We start from the raw sequence: 18,502 nt of genomic DNA on the forward strand, positions 1-18,502 counted from the left end.
CATGGGCACCGGCGCGCTGCTGGGCGTGTTGAGCATCATCGCGGTGCTGCTGGCGCTGGCGGCGTGGCTGTGGGGCACGGCCAGCAGCCGTGAACAACGACAGGTTTCATTGCGCCACGCCGAGCAGCAGCTTTCGCGTGGAAGCGCCACGGGCGGAGCACCCGCCGGGCCGTCCGTCACCGCGGCCAACGACCCGGCACGGCCTGCCGGCGGCGGGCGCCGCGTGCTGCCGCTGGATGGCCTGCTGCAGCGCGCCGGCCTGCAGACCGGCTGGAAAATTCCGATCATGCTGCTGGTGCCGGGGCTGGTACTGTCGGTGGTCGCGATGCTGCGGCTGGGCACCGCGTGGATGTTTCCTCTGACCCTGCTGCTGTACCTGCTTGGCTGCTGGCTGTGGGTGATGCGGCGGACCACGAAGCTGCGTGCGCAACTGCTGCATCAACTGCCGGACTTCCTCGACAACCTTGTGCGGCTGACTGCACTGGGCAACAGCCTGCAGGCTGCGTTCCAGGTTGCATCGATGCAGACCAGTGCGCCGTTGCGCGGGCTGCTGGACACCACGGTGCGCTTTGCGCGCAGCGGCATGGAGCTGGACCGTGCACTCGCACAGTCCTCGCATCCCTATCGCATGGATGTACTGAAGGTATTGTCGGTGGTGATCGGTGTCAGCGTGCGCATCGGCGGCCGCTCCGACCAGATCCTGCAGCGCATGGGCGATTTCATGCGCGATCTGGAACAGGCCCAGCAGGAGCTTGCAGCGACGACCTCGGAGACGCGGATGTCAGCGTGGGTGCTGGGCCTGTTGCCCCCGGCCTGCGCGGTATTGATGGCGATCGCCAGCCCGGATTTCTTCCAGCCGGTGCTGCACGATCCGCTCGGCCACAAGATCCTGCTGCTTGCACTGGGCATGGAGCTTGTCGGTGGCTTCCTGCTGTATCGCCTGGCCAAATCACTATGAGCCACCCCCGCCCCGCCGGAGATGACCGATGAGCGCCAGCGCCTGGTTCGCCCTCTCCCTGCTCGTGCTGGCTGCCGGTATCGCCCTGCTCGGTATCGGCGGCTGGGTACGCAGCCATCGTGAGCAGCGTACAACGGCCACCTTGAAGACCGCCCTGCAGCCGCGCGAGGAGTCCCGTGACACCGAACCTGCACGGCACGATTCACTGGGCTGGCTCGAACGCTTCGGCCGTGCCCTGAGCGGCGGCCGCCTGGAAACGGCATTGCTGGCCAACGAAGACCGACTGCTGTTGGATCTGGCCGGGTGGAACACCCGCCGCGGTACGGCCATCTACCTCGGCCTGCGCCTGCTGCTGGCCGTGCTGGTGCTGGCACTGGTGCTGACATTCAGCAGCGTCACGGGTCTGGCCAGGATCATGGTGATCATCGGCGCCCTGGCCGCCGGCCTGCTGCTGCCCAAGTTCATTCTCTCCTCCTGGGTGAAGCGGCGCCGGCGCGCGGTCGACAACGAGCTGCCGCTGCTGATCGACCTGCTGCGCCTGCTGCAGGGCGTGGGTTTCAGCATGGACCAGAGCCTGCAGACGCTCGGCGACAAGCTGCGCGATGCATTGCCGGTCCTCGGCGGCGAGCTGCAGGAGGCCAACGTCGCCTATACCCATGGCCGCACGCGCGCGCAGTCGCTGCGCCGGCTGAGCGAGGTCTATGCCGACGATGACCTGACCAGTCTGATGCAGCTGATCCTGCAGGTGCACGCCCATGGCGGCGCGGTACAGGAGCCGCTGCGGCAGTTCAGCGTCCGCCTGCGCGAACAGCGTCGCAACACGCTGAAGGAAAAGGTCGGCAAGCTCTCGGTGAAGATGACCGTGGTGATGATGCTGACCCTGCTGCCAGCGCTGATGCTGGTCCTTGCCGGCCCGGCGCTGGTCGCGCTGGCCACCACCATGTCCAAGATGGGGTCCCCCTGATGCCTGCCCTGCGCACTTCCTGCCTGATTGTTGCCCTGGCCGCCGTTGCCGGCGCCAGCGGCTGTGCATCGACCACGCCGAAGTACCTGCGCGCGCCCAGCCTGGCCGCGCCCGAACCGGCGCCACAGGACAGCCGCAATGCCTACCTGGAACTGATCGAGCGCATGCAGCAGCAAGGCGCATGGTATGCCTCGCTCGCTCACGTCGACGCCTTCCGCCAGCGCTACGGCGATCCGCCGGCATTGCGCCTGCTGCAGGCCGACGCGCTACGCGAGACCGGCCAGGCCGATGCGGCGATCCCCCTGTACCGCGATCTTTCCGGTGGCCCCCAGGCCGCCGCGGCCGCCCATGGCCTGGGCCTGATTGCCGCGCGCCGCGACGACGACGCCGGCAGTGAGCAGGCACTGGCGCGGGCGACCGAACTGCAGCCCTTGAATACAAGCTATCTCGGTGACCTCGGCTATGCGCGGCTGCGCGCCGGGCAGTTCGAGCGCGCACGCGAACCCTTGGCCAAGGCGCTGGAGCTGTCGCCAGGCAATGCCAAGGCCACCGCCAACCTCGCCCTGTGGGCGGTGCTGCGTGGCGACACCGCCACCGCCGAACGCCTCGCCCAGCAGGCCAACCTCAATGAGGACACCCGGCTCAGCATCCAGCAGCAGGCGGCACAGATCCGTGCCCGCCTGCAGCAGCGCCAGGCCGCAGCGGCAGCTGCCGCAGTCGTGCCGGCCCTTGCGCGTGCTCCCGCCAGCGATGCCGCCAGCAACCCGCCCGGCGCCACGCGATTGGCGGCGGAACCACGCCGCGACAGCCACGATGAGCGCGATCCGCAGCGCCTGCCGCCCTCGATGCTGGAACGCTTCAGCGCCTCCGACCACCCGAACGGGAACACACCATGACCGCGACGCCCCTGACCCGACGCCTGCTGCCCGTTCTGATCTGCCTGTTACCGGCCGCCGCCGTGCAGGCGCAGCAACAGCCGCTGACCGGGCAGATGCTTGGCGGCAGCACGCCGGCTGCGCCGGCTTCGCAACCGCTGCAGTCCGAATCACTGGCCACCGTGGACCTGGCGACCCCGCCAGCACCGGTGCCGCAGGCGGCGCCTGCAGCGGTGGCCATCACCGACGGCAGCGCTGCGGCCGCGCGACCCGGCCGCAGCCAGATCGGCGATACCACGCGCAACCTGTTCCGCCTGCAGGCATCGGGGCAACAGGCCGGGCAGCACCTGCCGATCCTTGGCGACCAGGCGACGCTGAGCTACGCCCGCTACATGAAGAGCTTCGAACACGAGATCCCGGACTTCTTTGAAACCGATGTCGCCAAGTCCAAGGGATCATCCTCATCCGGACGCTGAGGTAGGCCATGAAACGCCCACGCCAGTTCAGTTTCAGCCGCCCACGGGGCGGCATGTCGATCACCATGATGCTGGTCATGCTGGCGTTGCTGGCGATGCTGGGCCTGATCGAGATCGGTTACCTGTTCTGGGCCAAGCGCGATGCGCAGAAAGCCGCTGATCTGGCCGCACTGGCTGGAGCGCAACGACTGGAGCTGTGCACCTCGGACAACAGCGACAACAGTGCTGCGCGGCAGAGTGCACTCACCCAGAACAAGTTCGCCGGAAGCCTGGAAATCCGTTGCGGAAACTGGAACGTGACCCGGGCCACCGAGGGGCACTTCAGTCCGGTCGTCGATGCAGCGAATCAACGCAACGCCGTCCGTGTCATCACCCGCCGCGCGGTGCTTCCCTTCTTCGGGCAGAACAGCAGCCTGCCGACCGTGACCGCGCAGGCCGTGGCGCGCCGTGCAGAGCCTACGGCAGCTTTCAGTGTCGGCTCGCAACTGCTGCGCATCAACGGCAACACGCCACTGGGAAATGTCCTGAAACTGGTGGGTGCCGACCTCGACAAGACCACCCTGCTCGGCTACGACGGCCTTGCACAGGCGCACATCACCCCGAATGGCTTGCTGCAGGCACTGGGCATTCCGATCGACGTCAACATGGGCGTGGCGGAGTTCAACAATCTGCTGGCTGGCCGCACGGTCAAGCTGGGCAAGATCCTTCAGGCGACCGTTGACCTGCTGAGCCAGCAGGGCGTTGCCCACGTGGACCTGAGTGCACTGGAGAATGCCCTGGTCGTGAAGGGCATCGACCTCAAGCAGCTGGAGGTGAAACTCGGCTCCGATGACAGCGGCGGCGGCTTGTTCGCACGCGTGGTCGCGCCGGATGGAACGATTTCCAGCGCGCTGCAGGCCGATGTCAATGTGCTGGACCTGATCGGCACCAGCATCAGCATCGCCAATGGCGGCCGTGCAGTTTCGGTCAATGAACTCAACCTGCTGGGCCTGGTCAATGCGAAAGCCGCCGTGGTGGAACCGCCGTCGATCGCCATCGGTGGCATTGGCTCGCGCGCCTACAACGCGCAGATCCGCGTCTTCCTCGACATCGACACCAACAACATTCCCGTTGCAGGCGGCGTGCTTTCACTGCTGGGCATCCGCCTGAAGCTGCCGGTCCATGCAGACGTGACCAATGCAATGGCGACCCTGACCAGCCTCCAATGTGGCAGCACGCCTCCCACCGCGACGATCAAGGTCGAGTCCTCCGTACTGCGCGCCTGCGTCGGCAAGGTGGCCGACAGCGAGCGGTTCTCCAAGCAGAATGTCTGTGGCGACACCCTGCAGAAGGAACAGATGCTGACGCTGCTCGGCGCTCCGTTGATCAATGACAGCATCAAGGTCAATACGCTGACCGACACTCAAAGCCTCACCCTCCCCGCCGGCGCGACCGGTTCAACCCAGGTCAACTCCCTGGAGGTGGGCACCGCCGTGTCCGAACTGGTCAGCGAACTGCTGCGCGTACTGTCCGGCGTGCTCGATCCGCGCGACGATGGCATGAGCCAGGGCTCGACCGCAGCGCAGTTGGCCGATCGCTACCTGAAAGCAGCCAACGTTGGTCGCAATCGCTATGACGTCGATGCGTCGATCAAGCTGCTGGAACTTGGCGACCAGACACGGGGGCTGAAGCCATTGGGCGCGTGGAATGTACCCAAGGGTGTTCCAAAACCCTGCCTGGTGGGCCTGCTCACATGCTGGGAGGATGGCTCGGTCTGGAAAGGCTATCGCACGGCCGTGACTGGCGAAGGGCTGGGCGTGCTGCCGGCACTGCTGGGTAGCCTGCTCGGCGGACTGACCGTCAACCGTTGTGCAAGCCTGCTGATTTCCTTGAGCGACCAGGCCTACAACAACTGCATGACGCAGAACCTCGCGTCTTACCTGCAGACCGCCCAGGACGGCTTCCTGGACCAGTTCGCCGGCGACGGCGTCACCGCCCCCGGCAATGGCCCGGTCAGCTGTTCGGGACTGCTGTGCTTCCTGCTGAAGCCCGCCCTGGATGTCCTGAAGCCACTGCTCAACAGCGTCGGCTCGCTGCTGCGCTCGCTGCTGGCCCAGGTGCTGGGCCTGGAACTGGGCCGTACGGATGTGCATGTCCAGTCCATCCAGTGCACGCCCGCACAACTGGTCTACTGACCCGTGACGGGCGCCCTTGGCGGCGCCCGTGCACATGCTAGACTCCCGGCGGGGAACCACCTTCATCTCAACCCACACTCATCCGTGGATGGTCTAGACATGCGAGAAACTTCAGGGGGCGCGGTCTTCGCCCGGCACGCGCGCGGCGCGGCACTGCTGGCCGTGGCCATGATGCTGGTGGCACCGGCGGCAATGGCTGCCCGTGGCGACCGCGAGGCAGCCGCAGAGCCGGCCGCACGTACCGCACCGGTGGTGCGCAACACCGTTGACGAGCTCAAGCAGCTGATGGATGCCCGCCAGCTGACCGAGCTGCGCACCACCTACAACGGCAACTACGGCGCCAGCCTGCTGTTCAATGCCAGCACCCTGACCTACTACGTCGCCCTGTTCCAGGAGAAGAACTTCTGGCGGGTGATCAAGACCGATGCCGTCGACAACGCCGAGCGTGTCTACCGCACCTTCGCGCAGCAGTCCGAGCAACTGGCCCAGGTCTACATCGACACCACCCGCCTGGAAGCCGGCAAGCGCTATACCGAGCGCCTGGTGGCCTACAACGAGGAACGCCTGCGCACCCTGCAGCAGGAAATGGAACAGCAGCAGGCACAGTCGGCCCAGGTCAGCGCTGCCCTGCAGCAGGCCCAGCAGCAGGCGGTCAGCCTGAGCAGCGACGTGCAGAGCACCAACAGCCAGCTGGATTCCCTGCAGCGCCGCATCCAGATACTGCAGGCCGAACAGGGCAACCCGGAACTGAGCCTGCCCAAGCCGGACAGCGTGCCCTCGCCGGCACCGGCGGCGGCCAGCGACGGTCGCTGAGGTCCAGCACCTTGCATCCTGTCCAACGGCGCCCACGGGCGCCGTTGTCGTTTCCGGCACCATTCCATTTCAACGGCACGCCTCGTGCACGGCATCGTCCAGTTGCCGGCGCTGCACGAAGTCCATGCGCTTGCCATTGGCCAGCACCTTCCCGCGTTGCTGCCGCGCACGCTCACAGGCGGCGGGATCCGCGCTGATCGGTATCAGTGCAGCCCGCGCACGGCCCTGCTGCACCACACGCGGACGGCTTGAGGCCGGGCTCGCTGCCTTGGCCGCGGTCGCACCTGTTGAGGGCAGCTCCGCCGGCACCTCCCAGCGCCATTCGGCACGCCCCTGGCACGGCGTCTGCTGATAGACCGGATGCGCCCCGTCCACGCATTTGTAGACGTTGGTCTGAGCGTTGGCCCCCGTGGCCAGCAGCAGGCACAACAACACACTCCAACACGCATTCGACATTGCAGGCTCCTCGGCAGGGCTACCTCCATCCTCAATGCCGGAACGGCTTCGTGCCAGAGCGATACGCGTCACATCCGACGTAATCCAGCACACCCGTGCAAGTCGCCGGTCTGGCGCTGCGCTGTACTGCCGGCGGCACCGGCATCCACGCCAGTGCCTTCCCTCCCTTCCGCCAAGGAAACCGCAATGAGCAACTTCGTCACCGTCGCCGACGGCGCCCGCATCTTCTACAAGGATTGGGGTACCGGCCAGCCGATCGTGTTCGCCCACGGCTGGCCGCTGTCGTCCGATGCCTGGGACCCGCAGATGCTGTTCATGGGCCAGAACGGCTTCCGCGTGATCGCTCACGACCGTCGCAGCCACGGCCGCTCCAGCCAGACCTGGGACGGCAACAACATGGACACCTACGCCGATGACCTGGCCGCGATGATCGAGACGCTGGACCTGAAGGACGCGATCCTGGTCGGCCATTCCACCGGCGGCGGCGAAGTGGCCCATTACATCGGCCGCCACGGCAGCAAGCGCGTGTCCAAGGTGGTGCTGGTCGGCGCCGTTCCGCCGCTGATGCTGAAGACCGCCGGCAACCCGGCCGGCACCCCGCTGGAGGTCTTCGACGGTATCCGCAACGGTACCGGCGGCGACCGTTCGCAGTTCTTCAAGGACCTGACCACACCGTTCTTCGGTGCGAACCGCGACGGCAACACCGTTACCCAGGGCATGCGTGATTCGTTCTGGCTGCAGGGCATGCTCGGTGGCGTCAAGGGCCAGTACGACTGCGTGCACGAGTTCTCGGAAGTGGACTACACCGAGGACCTGAAGAAGATCGACGTCCCGGCGCTGGTCGTGCACGGTGATGACGACCAGATCGTGCCGTTCGATGCCTCAGCCAGGCTGTCCTCGCAGATCATCAAGGACGCCGAGTTGAAGGTGTACCCCGGTGCGCCGCACGGCCTGACCGTCACCCACGCCGACCAGTTCAACGCCGACCTGCTCGCGTTCGCACGAAGCTGATGTGCCGCGGCGGCGCCGTAACGGTGCCGCCGCCCCTTCGGTCGCAAAAAGGGGACGGAGGGGATTAAGTCGCTTGTGCACAAACGACTTAATCCCCTCCGTCCCCTTTTTTGTCAGATGTCGCTGTGGTGGTGCGGGACCCCGGCCTTCGGCAGCGGGTCATGCCCACCCACGAAGTGGCGTACCACCGGTGCACGCTCACCGCGATGCAGCTCCCGCAGCACTTCCTGGATCGCCTTGTCGTCGGCGGTGATGCGCTCGTGTTGGCGCAAGTGCTCCAGCCACGACGGGGTCACGAAATACTCCAGGTGGATGCCTGGGCTGGCCACGTCCTCGACCACGCCCCAGACCACCGCGCCATCGCGGCGGCGGATCGTGCCCAGCGCGCGCACCTGCGCCTGGAACGCGGCACGATCAGCATCGTCGATTCGGTACTCGATGGTGACCAGCACCGGGCCGCGATCGTTCGACACCGGCACCGACAGCTCCGGCGCCGGCCAGTGCCCGGCTGGTTGCAGGTTCAGATCCTCGGTGCCAGCAATGCGCACGCGCCACACCAGCAGCCCCCCGATCACCGCGCCTGCGGCAGCCACCAGCAACGCCAGCTCCGGCGAGGTGCGCTGTGCCAGCGCGCCCCAGCTCAGGCCACCGGCCGCCATGCCGGCAGAGAACACCATGATGTAAAGCGCCAGTGCACGCGCGCGTACCCACGCTGGCACTGCGGTCTGCGCCGCAATCTGCAGCGACGACAGCACGGTGATCCACGCAAAACCGTTGATCAGCATCACCAATGGCAGCACGTACCAGCTGCGGGTCAGCGCCAGCCCGACCAGGCTGAGCGCCAGCGACAGCGTGGCCAGCAGCACCAGCAGGTCGCGATCCAACTGCGCGCGCAGCTTCGGCAGCAGCAAGGCCCCGCCCACTGCACCGATACCGATGCAGCCCAGCAGCATGCCGTACTGCCCCGCCCCACCCTGCATCTGGCCGCGTACCACCACCGGCAGCAGTGCATTCATCGCCGCAGCAAAGAAGAAGAAGCCCACCGACTTGATCAGCACGGCCTGCAGCCGCCCGGCACGGCTGGCATAGCGCAGGCCCGCCTTCAGGCCGGCGCCGAAGCCTTCCGGCGGCAGGCTGGACTGCTTCGGGTCGCGCTTCCAGCCCCACACCACGAACAGCATCGCGGCGAACGTGATGGCGTTGAAGCCGAACGCCCAGACCGCACCGAGCTGGGCGACGATCACACCGCCGATGGCAGGGCCGATCGAGCGGGCGATGTTGATGCCGATCGAGTTCAGCGCCACCGCCGAAGCCAGCATCGGCTGCGGCACCAGCTCGGACACGATCGCGGCCTGCGCCGGCATCGCCATCGCTGCACCGCAGCCCATGCAGAAGATCAGCAGTACCAGCAGCTGCGGGGTCAGCAGGTCCTTCGCGGTCAGCGTCGCCATCACGGCGGCGACCAGCAGCATCCAGCCCTGGGTCGCCAACAGGTACCTGCGGCGATCAACGATGTCGGCCAGCGTGCCTGCGGCCAGCGCCAGCAGCACGATCGGCACGGTGGTGGCCGACTGCACCAGGGCCACCATCAACGGCGAGCCGGTACGCTCGGCCATCACCCAGGCGGCGGCCACGTCGTTGACCCAGGTGCCGATGTTGCTGGCCAGGATCGCCAGCCAGATCGAACGGAACATCCGGATCTTCAGCGGGGACCAGGCACCTGCGGCCTGTGCGGGGGGTTGCGACGCGGTTGCGTTCACCATTGCCATGCTCCAACGATCGAGGCGAACAGCGTGTCCTGGCCACCGGCCTGCTTCAGTGCAGGACCTGCGTCGACCCAGGCCAGCTGCAGCTGCCATTGCCAGTGTTCGCTGGCCTGCCAGCGGGTTTCGGATTTGTACTGATTACCAATGCGGCGCGCGCCACCGGCGCTGCCCGGCAATGCCACCAGCGGTGCCGGCGTGGTGTAGACCGCATCGGCACGCCGATGCTTCCACGCCATCTGTACGCCCAGCTCCGTCGTCACCGCGTCGTGCAGGCGCAGGGTCAGGGTGGGCTGGATGTCCATCAGGTTGGCCGGGGCCAGCAGGCTGGCCTCGCTGAAATAGGCCGATTTCGGGAACAGTGCATTGAAGGTCCCCAGGCGGCCGTCTCGCGGATTGCCATCGCCACTGGCGATGTCCGCCTTCAGCCCCAACCGCGGTTGCAACGGCAGGTCCGTCCAGCGCCAACCCGTATCGGTGGCCAGCGTCCAGGCGCGGATATCGAGCGTGTCGACGGCCGTTCGCAGTTCACCGCCCTGCGCCACCAGCTCGCTGTTCCAGTCCAGTGCACCGGCCTGGCCGAACCAGCGTGCACCCACGGTCTGCCGCCTCTCGGTGCCGGAACCTGCCGCGAAGCGTGCGCCTTCGCGGCGGTAGTCCAGCAGATACAGATCCCACTGTCCCGCGCCCTGCCCGCGTGCCGTGGTGGCATAGGCACCCCACAGGTGGGCACCGTGTTCGCCGCGATCATCAAAGGCACCCGGCCGGTTCTCCACCGGTCGCAGTGCCATCAGATCAAGCGTGCCGAGGCGGCTCTTCCAGCCCAGGCGCACACCGTCGAAGGCCAGGCGGATGTTCGGCCCATCGCGCACCGACAACAGCCGTGAGCTTCCGTAGCCGGCTTCCTGCCGACCGAGTTGCAGGTGGAAGCCGCTGCGCTGCCAGCGCCAGTACGCCTGCTGCACGTCCAACGCGCCACGGTCGGTGCGGCCCGGGCCGCCTGCCTTGCCATTCTCGGCATGCACGCCCAGCTGCAGCTTCGCCTGCCAGCTGTCCTCCGCATAGGTGGCCGAGGCCAGCGCGCGCAGCAGGCCGTAGCCATCTTCACTGCCACCGATGCCGAACCGGGTCGGGTCGTAGTACAGGCCACGTAGGCGCAGCGACGCGTCCAGCTGCAGCTGACCGTTGCCAGCATCACTGCAGCGGCCCCCATCGCAGGCCAGCGCCAGCGAGGGCATGGCCAGCAGCGCCAGGCTCAGAACGCGAAGCACGAGCATCCCATCGCGCCCCAGAACGCGGTCAGGTCATCGGTGGGCGCCGCATGCTGCGCGGCATGACCGTGAGCGCCATGCGTACTGCAGGCCACACCGTGATGGTGGCGATGGGCGGCGGCCAATCCGGTAGCAGCACCGCCGACGTGGTAGCCACCGAACCGGTTGACCGGCGACCAGTCCGGCATCGCCGGCGGCAGCTGCGGCGCGAGCCCTGCATAGTCGGCATCTGCATGCACGATGCGCCCGCCGACCACGGTCAGCACGCTGGTGATGTCGGCGATCTGCGCGTCATCCACGCGGAAGAAGTCGGCCGAAAGCAGGATGAAATCAGCCAGCTGACCGGCTTTCAGCGTGCCCTTCACCGCTTCGTCGCCGGAGAACCAGGCGCTGCCCTGGGTCCACAGGCGCAGCGCCTGCTCGCGTTCGAGCAGGTTCTCATCGCCATACAGGGCCAGCCCGCCCACGGTGCGCCCGGTCACCAGCCAGGACAACGCCACCCACGGGTTGTAGCTGGCCACGCGGGTGGCGTCGGTACCGGCACCGACCGGCACGCCTTCGGCCAGCATGCGCTTGACCGGCGGTGTATGCCGCGCGGCCTGCACGCCATAGCGCTCGACAAAGGCTTCGCCCTGGTAGGCCATGCGGTGCTGCACGGCGATGCCGCCGCCCAGCGCACGGATGCGCTCGATGTTGCGTGGGGTGATGGTCTCGGCGTGATCGATGAACCAGTGCAGGCCATCGAACGGCACCTCGCGGTTGACCTGTTCGTAGACATCGAGAATGCGCGTGATGCTCTCGTCGTAGGTGGCGTGGATGCGGAACGGCCAGCGCTTCTCGACCAGCAGCTTCACCACGTCGCGCAGTTCGGGCTCAAGCTCCGGCGGCAGTTCCGGACGTGGCTCGTTGAACAGTTCAAAGTCGGCCGCTGAGAACACCAGCATCTCGCCGGCACCGTTGTGGCGCAGCAGGTCATCGCCCTGGCGCGGCTGCAGGATCTCGCTCCAGCCACGGAAGTCGTCCACTTCCCTGCCCTTGTTCTGGGTGAACAGGTTGTAGGCAATGCGCACTGTCAGCTGGTCATCGCGATGCAACTGCTCGATGACCTGGTAGTCCTCAGGATAGTTCTGGAAGCCACCGCCGGCATCGATCACCGAGGTGATGCCGAGACGGTTCAGTTCACGCATGAAGTGACGCGTCGAGTTGGCCTGATACTCGATCGGCAGGCGCGGGCCCTTGGCCAGCGTCGCGTAGAGGATCAGCGCATTCGGCTTGGCCAGCAGCAGTCCGGTCGGGTTGCCCAGCGAATCACGCACGATCTGCCCGCCCGGCGGATCCGGCGTGTCCTTGGTGTAGCCGCAGGCGCGCAGCGCGGCACGGTTGAGCAGCGCGCGGTCGTACAGGTGCAGCAGGAACACCGGCGTATCCGGCGCGATGTCGTTGAGCTCCTGCAGCGTCGGCAGGCGCTTCTCGTTGAACTGCGCGGCAGTGAAGCCACCGACCACGCGTACCCACTGCGGTGCGGGCGTGCGGTCGACCTGGGCCTTCAGCATGTCCAGCGCGTCGCCGAGCGATCGCAGGCCGTCCCAGCGCAGCTCCAGGTTGTAGTTCAGGCCACCACGGATCAGGTGGGTATGGCTGTCGTTGAGGCCGGGCAGCAGGCGCCGCCCCTGGGCGTCGATCAGGGTCGCTTCATTGCCCCAGCCGCGCATGATCTCCTCATCGCTGCCGACGGCAACGATGCGTCCTTCCTGCACGACCAGCGCCTGCGCATGCGGCTGCTGCGGGTCGAGCGTGGTGATGCGGGCATTGCGGATGACCAGCGTGCTCATGCGACGCTCCTTGGAAGTGGAATCGAGTGCGGCACCGGCGCGGCCGGCCAGGCCGAGCGCTACGGCAGCGCCGCTGGCCAGCACCACGTTGCGGCGGCCGTGATCGAGTGGATCGTGACTCATGCGAGGTCTCCCGGAAGACGGTGGACGTCCAGTGCCCAGGTGCCGGGCCCGGCCAGCGCGATGACCAGCAGTACCGTGGTCCACATCAACGAGTACTCACTGCCACCGCGCATCCAGAACCAGCCCTTGGGCAGGGCCAACAGGACGGTGAAGCCGATGAAAGCGGCCGCTGCAAGCGCGGCGATGCGGGTCTGCCATCCCAGCAGCACAGCCATCCCGGACAGCACCTGCAGCAGGGCCAGCAACAGCGGCAACGGTGCCACCGCTGGCAGCCCGAAGCTGCGCAGCTCGGTAGCGAAACCGGACAGCCCCGGCCCACCGAACCAGCCGAACAGCTTGCCCAGCGCGTGCGGCAGCAGGAAGCCTCCTGCCGCCACGCGCAGCATCAGCAGGGCCAGGTCGAGGCCATGGCCAGCCAGCATGCTCAGTGCCCGCCTTCCTGCGCGCCGAACATGCTCTTGGCGTACTGGATGCCGATGCCGTAGCCGCCGGCATGGTCGCGGGCGATGCCAGTGGTCAGATCGTAGGTTTCACCGCGTGCCCAGTCGCGCTGCAGCTCAAGCAGGTACTGCACGCTGGTCATCGGCACCGCGCCGGCCTGCACCATGCGGGTGATCGCACGCTCGTGCGCCTCTTCGCTGACATCGCCACAGGCATCGGTAATCACATACACCTCGAAGCCCTGCGCCAACGCCGACAGCGCCGGCCCGACGATGCAGACGCTGGTCCACAGGCCAGCAACAACCAGACGACGCCTGCCGATGCGGTTGATCTCATCGATCACCGGCTGGTCTTCCCAGGTGTTCATCGAGGTGCGGTCGAACACCGTCTGGCCCGGGAAAATCTGCGGCAGTTCGGGGAACATCGGGCCGGAGAACGACGTTTCGGCGACGGTGGTCAGCACCACCGGCACGTTGAAGCCCTTGGCACCCTTGCTGATCAGCGACACGTTGTTGCGCAGCGCAGAGATGTCGATGGTGTGGGTGGCAAACGCCATCTGCGACTGGAAGTCGATCAGCACCAGGGCATGGTCGGTCGGCGACAGCAGCGCCGGGGCGGGAGTAGCGGTGGCAAGGCTCATGGGTGGACTCCGTTGGAAACACGATCAAGGGGAAGCAACAGGGCCGCATCGCCGGCAAGGTACTGGCCGGGGCTGCAGCCGGTCTCCGCGCGGAAGCTGCGGACGAAGTGGCTCTGGTCGAAGAAGCCCAACTGCTGGGCCAGGCAGGCCATCGGCAGCTGCGCACCCGGCAGCAACTGGCGCGCACGCTCGATGCGGCGCCGGCGCACATAGCGCAGCGGGCTGGCGCCGGTACCGGTGCGGAACAGGCGCACCAGATGGAAGCGGCTGACGCAGGCGGCTGCCGCCAGTTCGGTCACCCGCAGCGGTTGCGACAGGTGCGCATCGACATAGCGCAGGGCGCGCTGCAACGCGGCAGCCTGCTGCGGTGCCAGTGATGCGGCGGGCGGATCAGGCGGGAAAACGGTGGCCATGCGGGACGCCGCGAGGGGGTGCCCCATGGTGCGTGGCCGCTGCGCGATGCCCTACCCCCGTCGGTCGAGGCCAGCACCTACCCGAATGGGGGAGGCCGACGGCCAAGCAGGCGGCGCCCGAACAAGCGCGCATCCAGTGAATAGGCCCCCGGCCCCACCATCAGCAGCGCCGGCGGCAACGCCACCAGCGGCCAAGGTGCCTGCTGCGCGAACATGCCCACGGCCGCCAGCAGCACTGCCAGTGGCGTCAACACGCCCAGCATGAGCATGGCCGCCGCCAGCAGGCACAGCGCCGACCACCCGCCCGCATGCGGGCCAGAGGTGCACAGCGCGGCGGCCAGGCACAGCCGCAGCCACAGCAGGCCGATGCCCGGACCGCGGTCGGGGAACATCACGAACAGGCGCTGCATGGCGGGGCTCCAGGGGACATGCCGGCGTGATAGCCGACGTCGGCGCATGCCGCCTACCCCGTTCGGGTCACCCCGGGCTGCCCCACACCTGCCAGAATGCGCGCCATGCGAGGCCGCCCCTTCCCGTTCCTGTGTCGCTTGCCGACGCTGCTGACGTGCCTGCTGTTGTTGACCGCCCTGCCCGCCCTTGCCGTGCAGCGCCCGCCGGTGAGCGGCGGGTTGCCCGATTTCGAGCACACTGCCTGGCGGGTCGGCCAGGGCGCGCCCGGCGATATCTGGGACATTGCCCAGGACCGCGACGGCCTGTTGTGGCTGGCCACGGGCTCGGGCCTGTACCGCTTCGATGGCCGTCGTTTCGAACGGCAGGCGGCGCCCGTCGGCAGCCAGTTCCCGTCCACCAACATGGTCACGCTGGCACAGGGCCGCGATGGCGCCCTGTGGATCGGCTACTTCCAGGCCGGCATCAGCCGGTTCGCGCAGGGGCGGCTGCACAGCTATGGCCGCGAACAGGGAGTGCCGGTCGGTGTGGTCCCGCACTTCAGCCAGGATCGCGGGGGCCAGCTGTGGGCGGCGATCAATGGCGGGCTGCGCCGCTTTGATGGACAACGCTGGCAGTCACTGCCGGCCAATGCAGGGCTGCCGGAGCGCCGTGTGCAGTGGCTGCTGCACGACAGCCGGGACACGTTCTGGGTCCTGGCCGATCTGAAGGTCTGGATGCGTGCGGCCGGCCAGGCCGCGTTCGAAGACACCGGCATCGCGGTCTCGCAGATGGCGACGCTGGCCGAAAGCCCGCAGGGCGAAGTGTGGCTGGCCGACCGGGTGCGCGGCACCTTGCCCCTGGCCAACGCGCAGGGCCTGTTGGCGGCCAGCGAACGTGAAGCGCGGCGTCTTCCGGAACTGGTTGCTGCGCGCCTGCAGTTCACTGCCGATGGCGCGCTGTGGGCCACGATGAGCCCGCACGGCGGCGTTGCCCGTATCACCTTCGACGGCACCCGGGCCGTACGCATGGAGCGCTTCGATTCGCCGCACGGACTGACCGCCACCTCGGCGGTGCCGATCATCGTCGATCGCGAAGGCAATCTCTGGGTCGGTACCAATCTCGGCCTCAACCGCTTCCGCGCGCGCAGCGTGCACACCCTGCTGGTCGGCCCGAGCGATCCCTACCGCTCGCTGGTGCGTGCCAGCGATGGCCGCGTATATGGCTATGGCGAAGACCTCAAGCCCTACGATCTGCGGCGCACGCTGCTGGATGGCAGCGCCACGCAGTTGCAGTCCGCCGCACGCCAGGCACCCACGCCAATCTGGCAGTTCGACTGGGTCAATCTTGCGCGCACGGTCGCCGGCCACACCTCGTTGATCCCGCTGCCGGCCCCGTTCACCGGGCAACCGCTGCATGCGCTGCTGTTCCCCGACGACGCGCAGGCCTGGGTGTGCACCGGCGAACGCGGCGTCCTGCACCACCAGCACGGCCAGTGGCAGCGCGAGGTCCGCCTGCCCGAGCAGGCCTGCTCGTCGCTGGCGCTGGATGCCCAAGGCCAGCTGCTGCTTGGCTATGCCGACGGCCGCCTGCGCCGGAAGAGTGCGAACCGCATCGAGAGCTTCGATGCCAGCCAGGGCCTGTCGGTGGGGCCGATCACCGCAATGCTGCATCACCAGGACCTGCTGCTGGTCGCCGGCGAAGCCGGGCTGGCTGCGCGCGTTGGTAACGGTCGTTTCGCCCCGGTGCGCACCGACATGGCCGGTGTCCTGGAAGGCATCACCGGGATGGTCGCCGATCCGAACGGACACATCTGGTTCAATGGCAGCCGTGGCCTGGTGCGGATGGAAAGCGGGCAGCTGCGCCGAGCCCTGCGCAGCGGACTACCGGTCACGCCACGCCTGTTCGACGCGATCGACGGCATGCCTGGCATTGCCCTGCAGAGTGGACCAATCGCAACCGCGACACTGGCCGACGACGGCCTGCTATGGCTGGCCACCAACCAGGGCCTGGCCTGGCTGGACACCACCCGCTCCCATGTCAATTCGATGGCCCCCAGCGTGCGCATCGGCGAGGTGCTGTATGGCAGCAAGCACGAGCCGCTACGCGATGGACTGCGCCTTCCCGCCGGCACCAGCCAGCTGCAGATCGACTACGTAGCGCTGTCGCTGGCGCGCCCGGAGCGCAACCGCTACCGCTATCGCCTCTCCGGCGTCGACGATGGCTGGCAGGACGCAGGCAGCAGCACCCGCGCGTATTACACCAACCTGGCGCCGGGCAACTACCGGTTCGAAGTGGAAGCCGCCAACGAAGACGGTATCTGGAGCACCGCACCGGCCAGCCGCAGCTTCCGCATCGCCCCCACCTTCATGCAGACCGTGTGGTTCAAGTTGCTGTGCGCAGCCGCGATACTCGCGCTGCTGGTGCTGGCAGTGCGCATCCGCAGCGGGCAGCTGGCTGCGCTGTTCCGTGCTCGCCTGCAGGAACGCAATGGCGAACGCGAACGCATCGCACGCGACCTGCACGACACCCTGCTGCAGGGCAGCCAGGGCCTGATCCTGCGCCTGCACGCAATCAGCCAGTCACCCCAGACCCCGGAGCCGGTACGCGGCCAGCTGGAGTCAGCGATGCAATTGGCCGAGCGCAACCTGGCCGAGGGCCGCGAGCGGGTCAATGCCCTGCGTGAGGGACCGTTTGCTGGCCGCGACCTCGCTTCGGCACTGGCCGATGTGCACGCCGAGTACGCCGGTCACGGCACGAACCCACTGCGCCTGACCGTGGAAGGCGCGACGCCACCGCTGCAGGCCGACGCAGCCGAAGAGGTGTTCCTGATAGGTCGTGAGGCAATCCGCAATGCGTTGCGTCATGCCAATGCCAGTGCCATCGAAGTGGAGCTGTCGTACGGCACGCGGTGTTTCCTGCTGCACGTGCGCGACGATGGCGTCGGCATCGCCGACGAGAATGCCGGCAACGGCCATTGGGGCCTGCAGGGCATGCGCGAACGCGCGCAGCGCCTCGGTGCGGAACTGCAGCTGTGGACCCGTGCCGGGCTGGGCACCGAAGTCGCGCTGGCGGTCCCCGCGCGGCGCCTGTATCACCGCCGGCCATCGCGTTGGCGCTGGCCCTGGAGTAGAACGAGCCATGACTGAATCCCCTGCCGCGATCGGCGTACTGGTGGTCGATGATCACCCGCTGCTGCGTGACGGCCTGGCCGCCCTGCTGGGCGCGCAACCCGACCTGCGCCTACTCGGCGAGGCCGCCGATGGCGAGGAAGCCATCGCGCGCTACCAGCAGCTGCAGCCGGACGTAGTGCTGATGGACCTGCAGATGCCCCGCCTGGATGGTGTGGAAGCCATCGTGCGGATCCGCGCGATGGATCCGCGCGCGCGCATCATCGTGCTGACCACCTACCGCGGTGACGTACGTGCGGTGCGGGCGCTGCAGGCCGGCGCCAGCGCCTATCTGCTGAAGGACATGCTGCGCCACGAGCTGGTCGACACGATCCGCATGGTCGCTGGCGGCCGCCGCGCACCGATTCCCCCGGCAGTGGCGGCGAGCATCGCCGCACATGTGGTGGAAGACCGCTTGTCGCCGCGCGAAACCGAAGTGCTGCGGCACGTGGCCGGGGGTCTGTCGAACAAGCGCATCGGCGAGTGCATGCAGATTTCCGAGCAGACGGTGAAGGCGCACATGAAGAGCCTGATGGACAAGCTGGGCGTGGGCGATCGCACGCATGCGGTGACCCAGGCGCTGCGGCGCGGCATCATCAGCCTGGACGACAGCGGTCACGATTAGGGGGTTGTTCGGCAGGGCTTGCAGCCCTGCACCCACGGTAGTGCTGGCCGCTGGCCGGCAACCTCAACAGCAACGGCAACGGCAACGGCAACAACAACAGCATGGATTCC

The 18,502-nt window shown here is 67.6% G+C and carries 17 protein-coding genes; 9 read left to right on the forward strand and 8 right to left on the reverse strand.

Annotated features, from left to right (window positions below):
• The first annotated feature begins 1 nt into the window (after position 1).
• The 6 genes from AC13GF_RS07675 to AC13GF_RS07700 all read left to right on the forward strand — a co-directional run bounded on the left by AC13GF_RS07675 (position 2) and on the right by AC13GF_RS07700 (position 6,260).
• Complete coding sequence (locus AC13GF_RS07675) at positions 2–958, forward strand: type II secretion system F family protein (protein WP_483004198.1); 957 nt, start codon at positions 2–4, stop codon at positions 956–958.
• Between the two features lie 28 nt (positions 959–986).
• Positions 987–1,922 (forward strand): type II secretion system F family protein, encoded by a 936-nt coding sequence (locus tag AC13GF_RS07680; RefSeq protein WP_483004199.1) that lies wholly within the window; start codon positions 987–989, stop codon positions 1,920–1,922.
• On the forward strand, positions 1,922–2,818 hold the full coding sequence (locus AC13GF_RS07685) for a tetratricopeptide repeat protein (RefSeq protein WP_483004200.1): 897 nt from the start codon (positions 1,922–1,924) through the stop codon (positions 2,816–2,818). The genes AC13GF_RS07680 and AC13GF_RS07685 overlap by 1 nt, the downstream gene beginning before the upstream one ends.
• Positions 2,815–3,273 carry a DUF3613 domain-containing protein gene (locus tag AC13GF_RS07690; RefSeq protein WP_483004201.1) on the forward strand — a complete coding sequence of 153 codons (459 nt, stop codon included), beginning with the start codon at positions 2,815–2,817 and terminating at the stop codon, positions 3,271–3,273. Before AC13GF_RS07685 ends, AC13GF_RS07690 begins: the two co-directional genes overlap by 4 nt.
• Positions 3,274–3,281: 8 nt before the next feature.
• Positions 3,282–5,447, forward strand: coding sequence for a TadG family pilus assembly protein (locus AC13GF_RS07695; protein ID WP_483004202.1), 2,166 nt, complete (start codon positions 3,282–3,284; stop codon positions 5,445–5,447).
• A gap of 99 nt (positions 5,448–5,546) precedes the next feature.
• Positions 5,547–6,260: a DUF2968 domain-containing protein gene (locus AC13GF_RS07700; protein WP_483004203.1), complete on the forward strand. Its 714-nt coding sequence runs from the start codon at positions 5,547–5,549 to the stop codon at positions 6,258–6,260.
• 69 nt (positions 6,261–6,329) lie between these two features.
• Here the strand turns inward: AC13GF_RS07700 and AC13GF_RS07705 are convergent, their stop codons facing one another.
• Complete coding sequence (locus tag AC13GF_RS07705) at positions 6,330–6,716, reverse strand: hypothetical protein (protein WP_483004204.1); 387 nt, start codon at positions 6,714–6,716, stop codon at positions 6,330–6,332.
• A gap of 186 nt (positions 6,717–6,902) precedes the next feature.
• Here AC13GF_RS07705 and AC13GF_RS07710 point away from each other — a divergent pair, with 186 nt between their 5' ends.
• Positions 6,903–7,727: an alpha/beta fold hydrolase gene (locus AC13GF_RS07710; protein ID WP_483004205.1), complete on the forward strand. Its 825-nt coding sequence runs from the start codon at positions 6,903–6,905 to the stop codon at positions 7,725–7,727.
• 113 nt (positions 7,728–7,840) lie between these two features.
• Here AC13GF_RS07710 and AC13GF_RS07715 read toward each other — a convergent pair whose 3' ends face one another.
• The 7 genes from AC13GF_RS07715 to AC13GF_RS07745 all read right to left on the reverse strand — a co-directional run bounded on the left by AC13GF_RS07715 (position 7,841) and on the right by AC13GF_RS07745 (position 14,620).
• Positions 7,841–9,490, reverse strand: a complete 1,650-nt coding sequence (locus AC13GF_RS07715) for an MFS transporter (protein WP_483004206.1) — start codon at positions 9,488–9,490, stop codon at positions 7,841–7,843.
• Positions 9,484–10,767: an alginate export family protein gene (locus AC13GF_RS07720; RefSeq protein WP_483004207.1), complete on the reverse strand. Its 1,284-nt coding sequence runs from the start codon at positions 10,765–10,767 to the stop codon at positions 9,484–9,486. The genes AC13GF_RS07715 and AC13GF_RS07720 overlap by 7 nt, the downstream gene beginning before the upstream one ends.
• Positions 10,746–12,593 carry an amidohydrolase gene (locus tag AC13GF_RS07725; protein WP_483004294.1) on the reverse strand — a complete coding sequence of 616 codons (1,848 nt, stop codon included), beginning with the start codon at positions 12,591–12,593 and terminating at the stop codon, positions 10,746–10,748. Before AC13GF_RS07725 ends, AC13GF_RS07720 begins: the two co-directional genes overlap by 22 nt.
• Positions 12,594–12,712: 119 nt before the next feature.
• Entirely contained in the window at positions 12,713–13,138 is a 426-nt protein-coding gene (locus AC13GF_RS07730; RefSeq protein ID WP_483004208.1) for a DoxX family protein, read from the reverse strand.
• 2 nt (positions 13,139–13,140) lie between these two features.
• Complete coding sequence (locus AC13GF_RS07735) at positions 13,141–13,797, reverse strand: hydrolase (protein WP_483004209.1); 657 nt, start codon at positions 13,795–13,797, stop codon at positions 13,141–13,143.
• Positions 13,794–14,237, reverse strand: a complete 444-nt coding sequence (locus AC13GF_RS07740; RefSeq protein ID WP_050426933.1) for a helix-turn-helix transcriptional regulator — start codon at positions 14,235–14,237, stop codon at positions 13,794–13,796. Before AC13GF_RS07740 ends, AC13GF_RS07735 begins: the two co-directional genes overlap by 4 nt.
• A gap of 50 nt (positions 14,238–14,287) precedes the next feature.
• On the reverse strand, positions 14,288–14,620 hold the full coding sequence (locus tag AC13GF_RS07745; protein WP_024956237.1) for a hypothetical protein: 333 nt from the start codon (positions 14,618–14,620) through the stop codon (positions 14,288–14,290).
• A 96-nt stretch (positions 14,621–14,716) separates the two neighbouring features.
• On the opposite strand from AC13GF_RS07745, the gene AC13GF_RS07750 reads away from it, so the two are divergent.
• Together AC13GF_RS07750 and AC13GF_RS07755 are read left to right on the forward strand one after the other, a co-directional pair.
• Complete coding sequence (locus AC13GF_RS07750; RefSeq protein WP_483004210.1) at positions 14,717–17,746, forward strand: sensor histidine kinase; 3,030 nt, start codon at positions 14,717–14,719, stop codon at positions 17,744–17,746.
• Positions 17,739–18,392 (forward strand): response regulator, encoded by a 654-nt coding sequence (locus AC13GF_RS07755; RefSeq protein WP_483004211.1) that lies wholly within the window; start codon positions 17,739–17,741, stop codon positions 18,390–18,392. The genes AC13GF_RS07750 and AC13GF_RS07755 overlap by 8 nt, the downstream gene beginning before the upstream one ends.
• Positions 18,393–18,502 lie beyond the last annotated feature (110 nt).

It is taken from the genome of Stenotrophomonas sp. 22LJNL06-5-1 (genome assembly GCF_056861455.1).

Bases quoted from the DNA above. Each gene is read 5' to 3' on its own strand.
- AC13GF_RS07675 (WP_483004198.1), top strand. From the start codon at position 2: ATGGGCACCGGCGCGCTGCTGGGCGTGTTGAGCATCATCGCGGTGCTG.
- AC13GF_RS07680 (WP_483004199.1), top strand. From the start codon at position 987: ATGAGCGCCAGCGCCTGGTTCGCCCTCTCCCTGCTCGTGCTGGCTGCC.
- AC13GF_RS07685 (WP_483004200.1), top strand. From the start codon at position 1,922: ATGCCTGCCCTGCGCACTTCCTGCCTGATTGTTGCCCTGGCCGCCGTT.
- AC13GF_RS07690 (WP_483004201.1), top strand. From the start codon at position 2,815: ATGACCGCGACGCCCCTGACCCGACGCCTGCTGCCCGTTCTGATCTGC.
- AC13GF_RS07695 (WP_483004202.1), top strand. From the start codon at position 3,282: ATGAAACGCCCACGCCAGTTCAGTTTCAGCCGCCCACGGGGCGGCATG.
- AC13GF_RS07700 (WP_483004203.1), top strand. From the start codon at position 5,547: ATGCGAGAAACTTCAGGGGGCGCGGTCTTCGCCCGGCACGCGCGCGGC.
- AC13GF_RS07705 (WP_483004204.1), bottom strand. From the start codon at position 6,716: ATGTCGAATGCGTGTTGGAGTGTGTTGTTGTGCCTGCTGCTGGCCACG.
- AC13GF_RS07710 (WP_483004205.1), top strand. From the start codon at position 6,903: ATGAGCAACTTCGTCACCGTCGCCGACGGCGCCCGCATCTTCTACAAG.
- AC13GF_RS07715 (WP_483004206.1), bottom strand. From the start codon at position 9,490: ATGGTGAACGCAACCGCGTCGCAACCCCCCGCACAGGCCGCAGGTGCC.
- AC13GF_RS07720 (WP_483004207.1), bottom strand. From the start codon at position 10,767: ATGCTCGTGCTTCGCGTTCTGAGCCTGGCGCTGCTGGCCATGCCCTCG.
- AC13GF_RS07725 (WP_483004294.1), bottom strand. From the start codon at position 12,593: ATGAGCACGCTGGTCATCCGCAATGCCCGCATCACCACGCTCGACCCG.
- AC13GF_RS07730 (WP_483004208.1), bottom strand. From the start codon at position 13,138: ATGCTGGCTGGCCATGGCCTCGACCTGGCCCTGCTGATGCTGCGCGTG.
- AC13GF_RS07735 (WP_483004209.1), bottom strand. From the start codon at position 13,797: ATGAGCCTTGCCACCGCTACTCCCGCCCCGGCGCTGCTGTCGCCGACC.
- AC13GF_RS07740 (WP_050426933.1), bottom strand. From the start codon at position 14,237: ATGGGGCACCCCCTCGCGGCGTCCCGCATGGCCACCGTTTTCCCGCCT.
- AC13GF_RS07745 (WP_024956237.1), bottom strand. From the start codon at position 14,620: ATGCAGCGCCTGTTCGTGATGTTCCCCGACCGCGGTCCGGGCATCGGC.
- AC13GF_RS07750 (WP_483004210.1), top strand. From the start codon at position 14,717: ATGCGCGCCATGCGAGGCCGCCCCTTCCCGTTCCTGTGTCGCTTGCCG.
- AC13GF_RS07755 (WP_483004211.1), top strand. From the start codon at position 17,739: ATGACTGAATCCCCTGCCGCGATCGGCGTACTGGTGGTCGATGATCAC.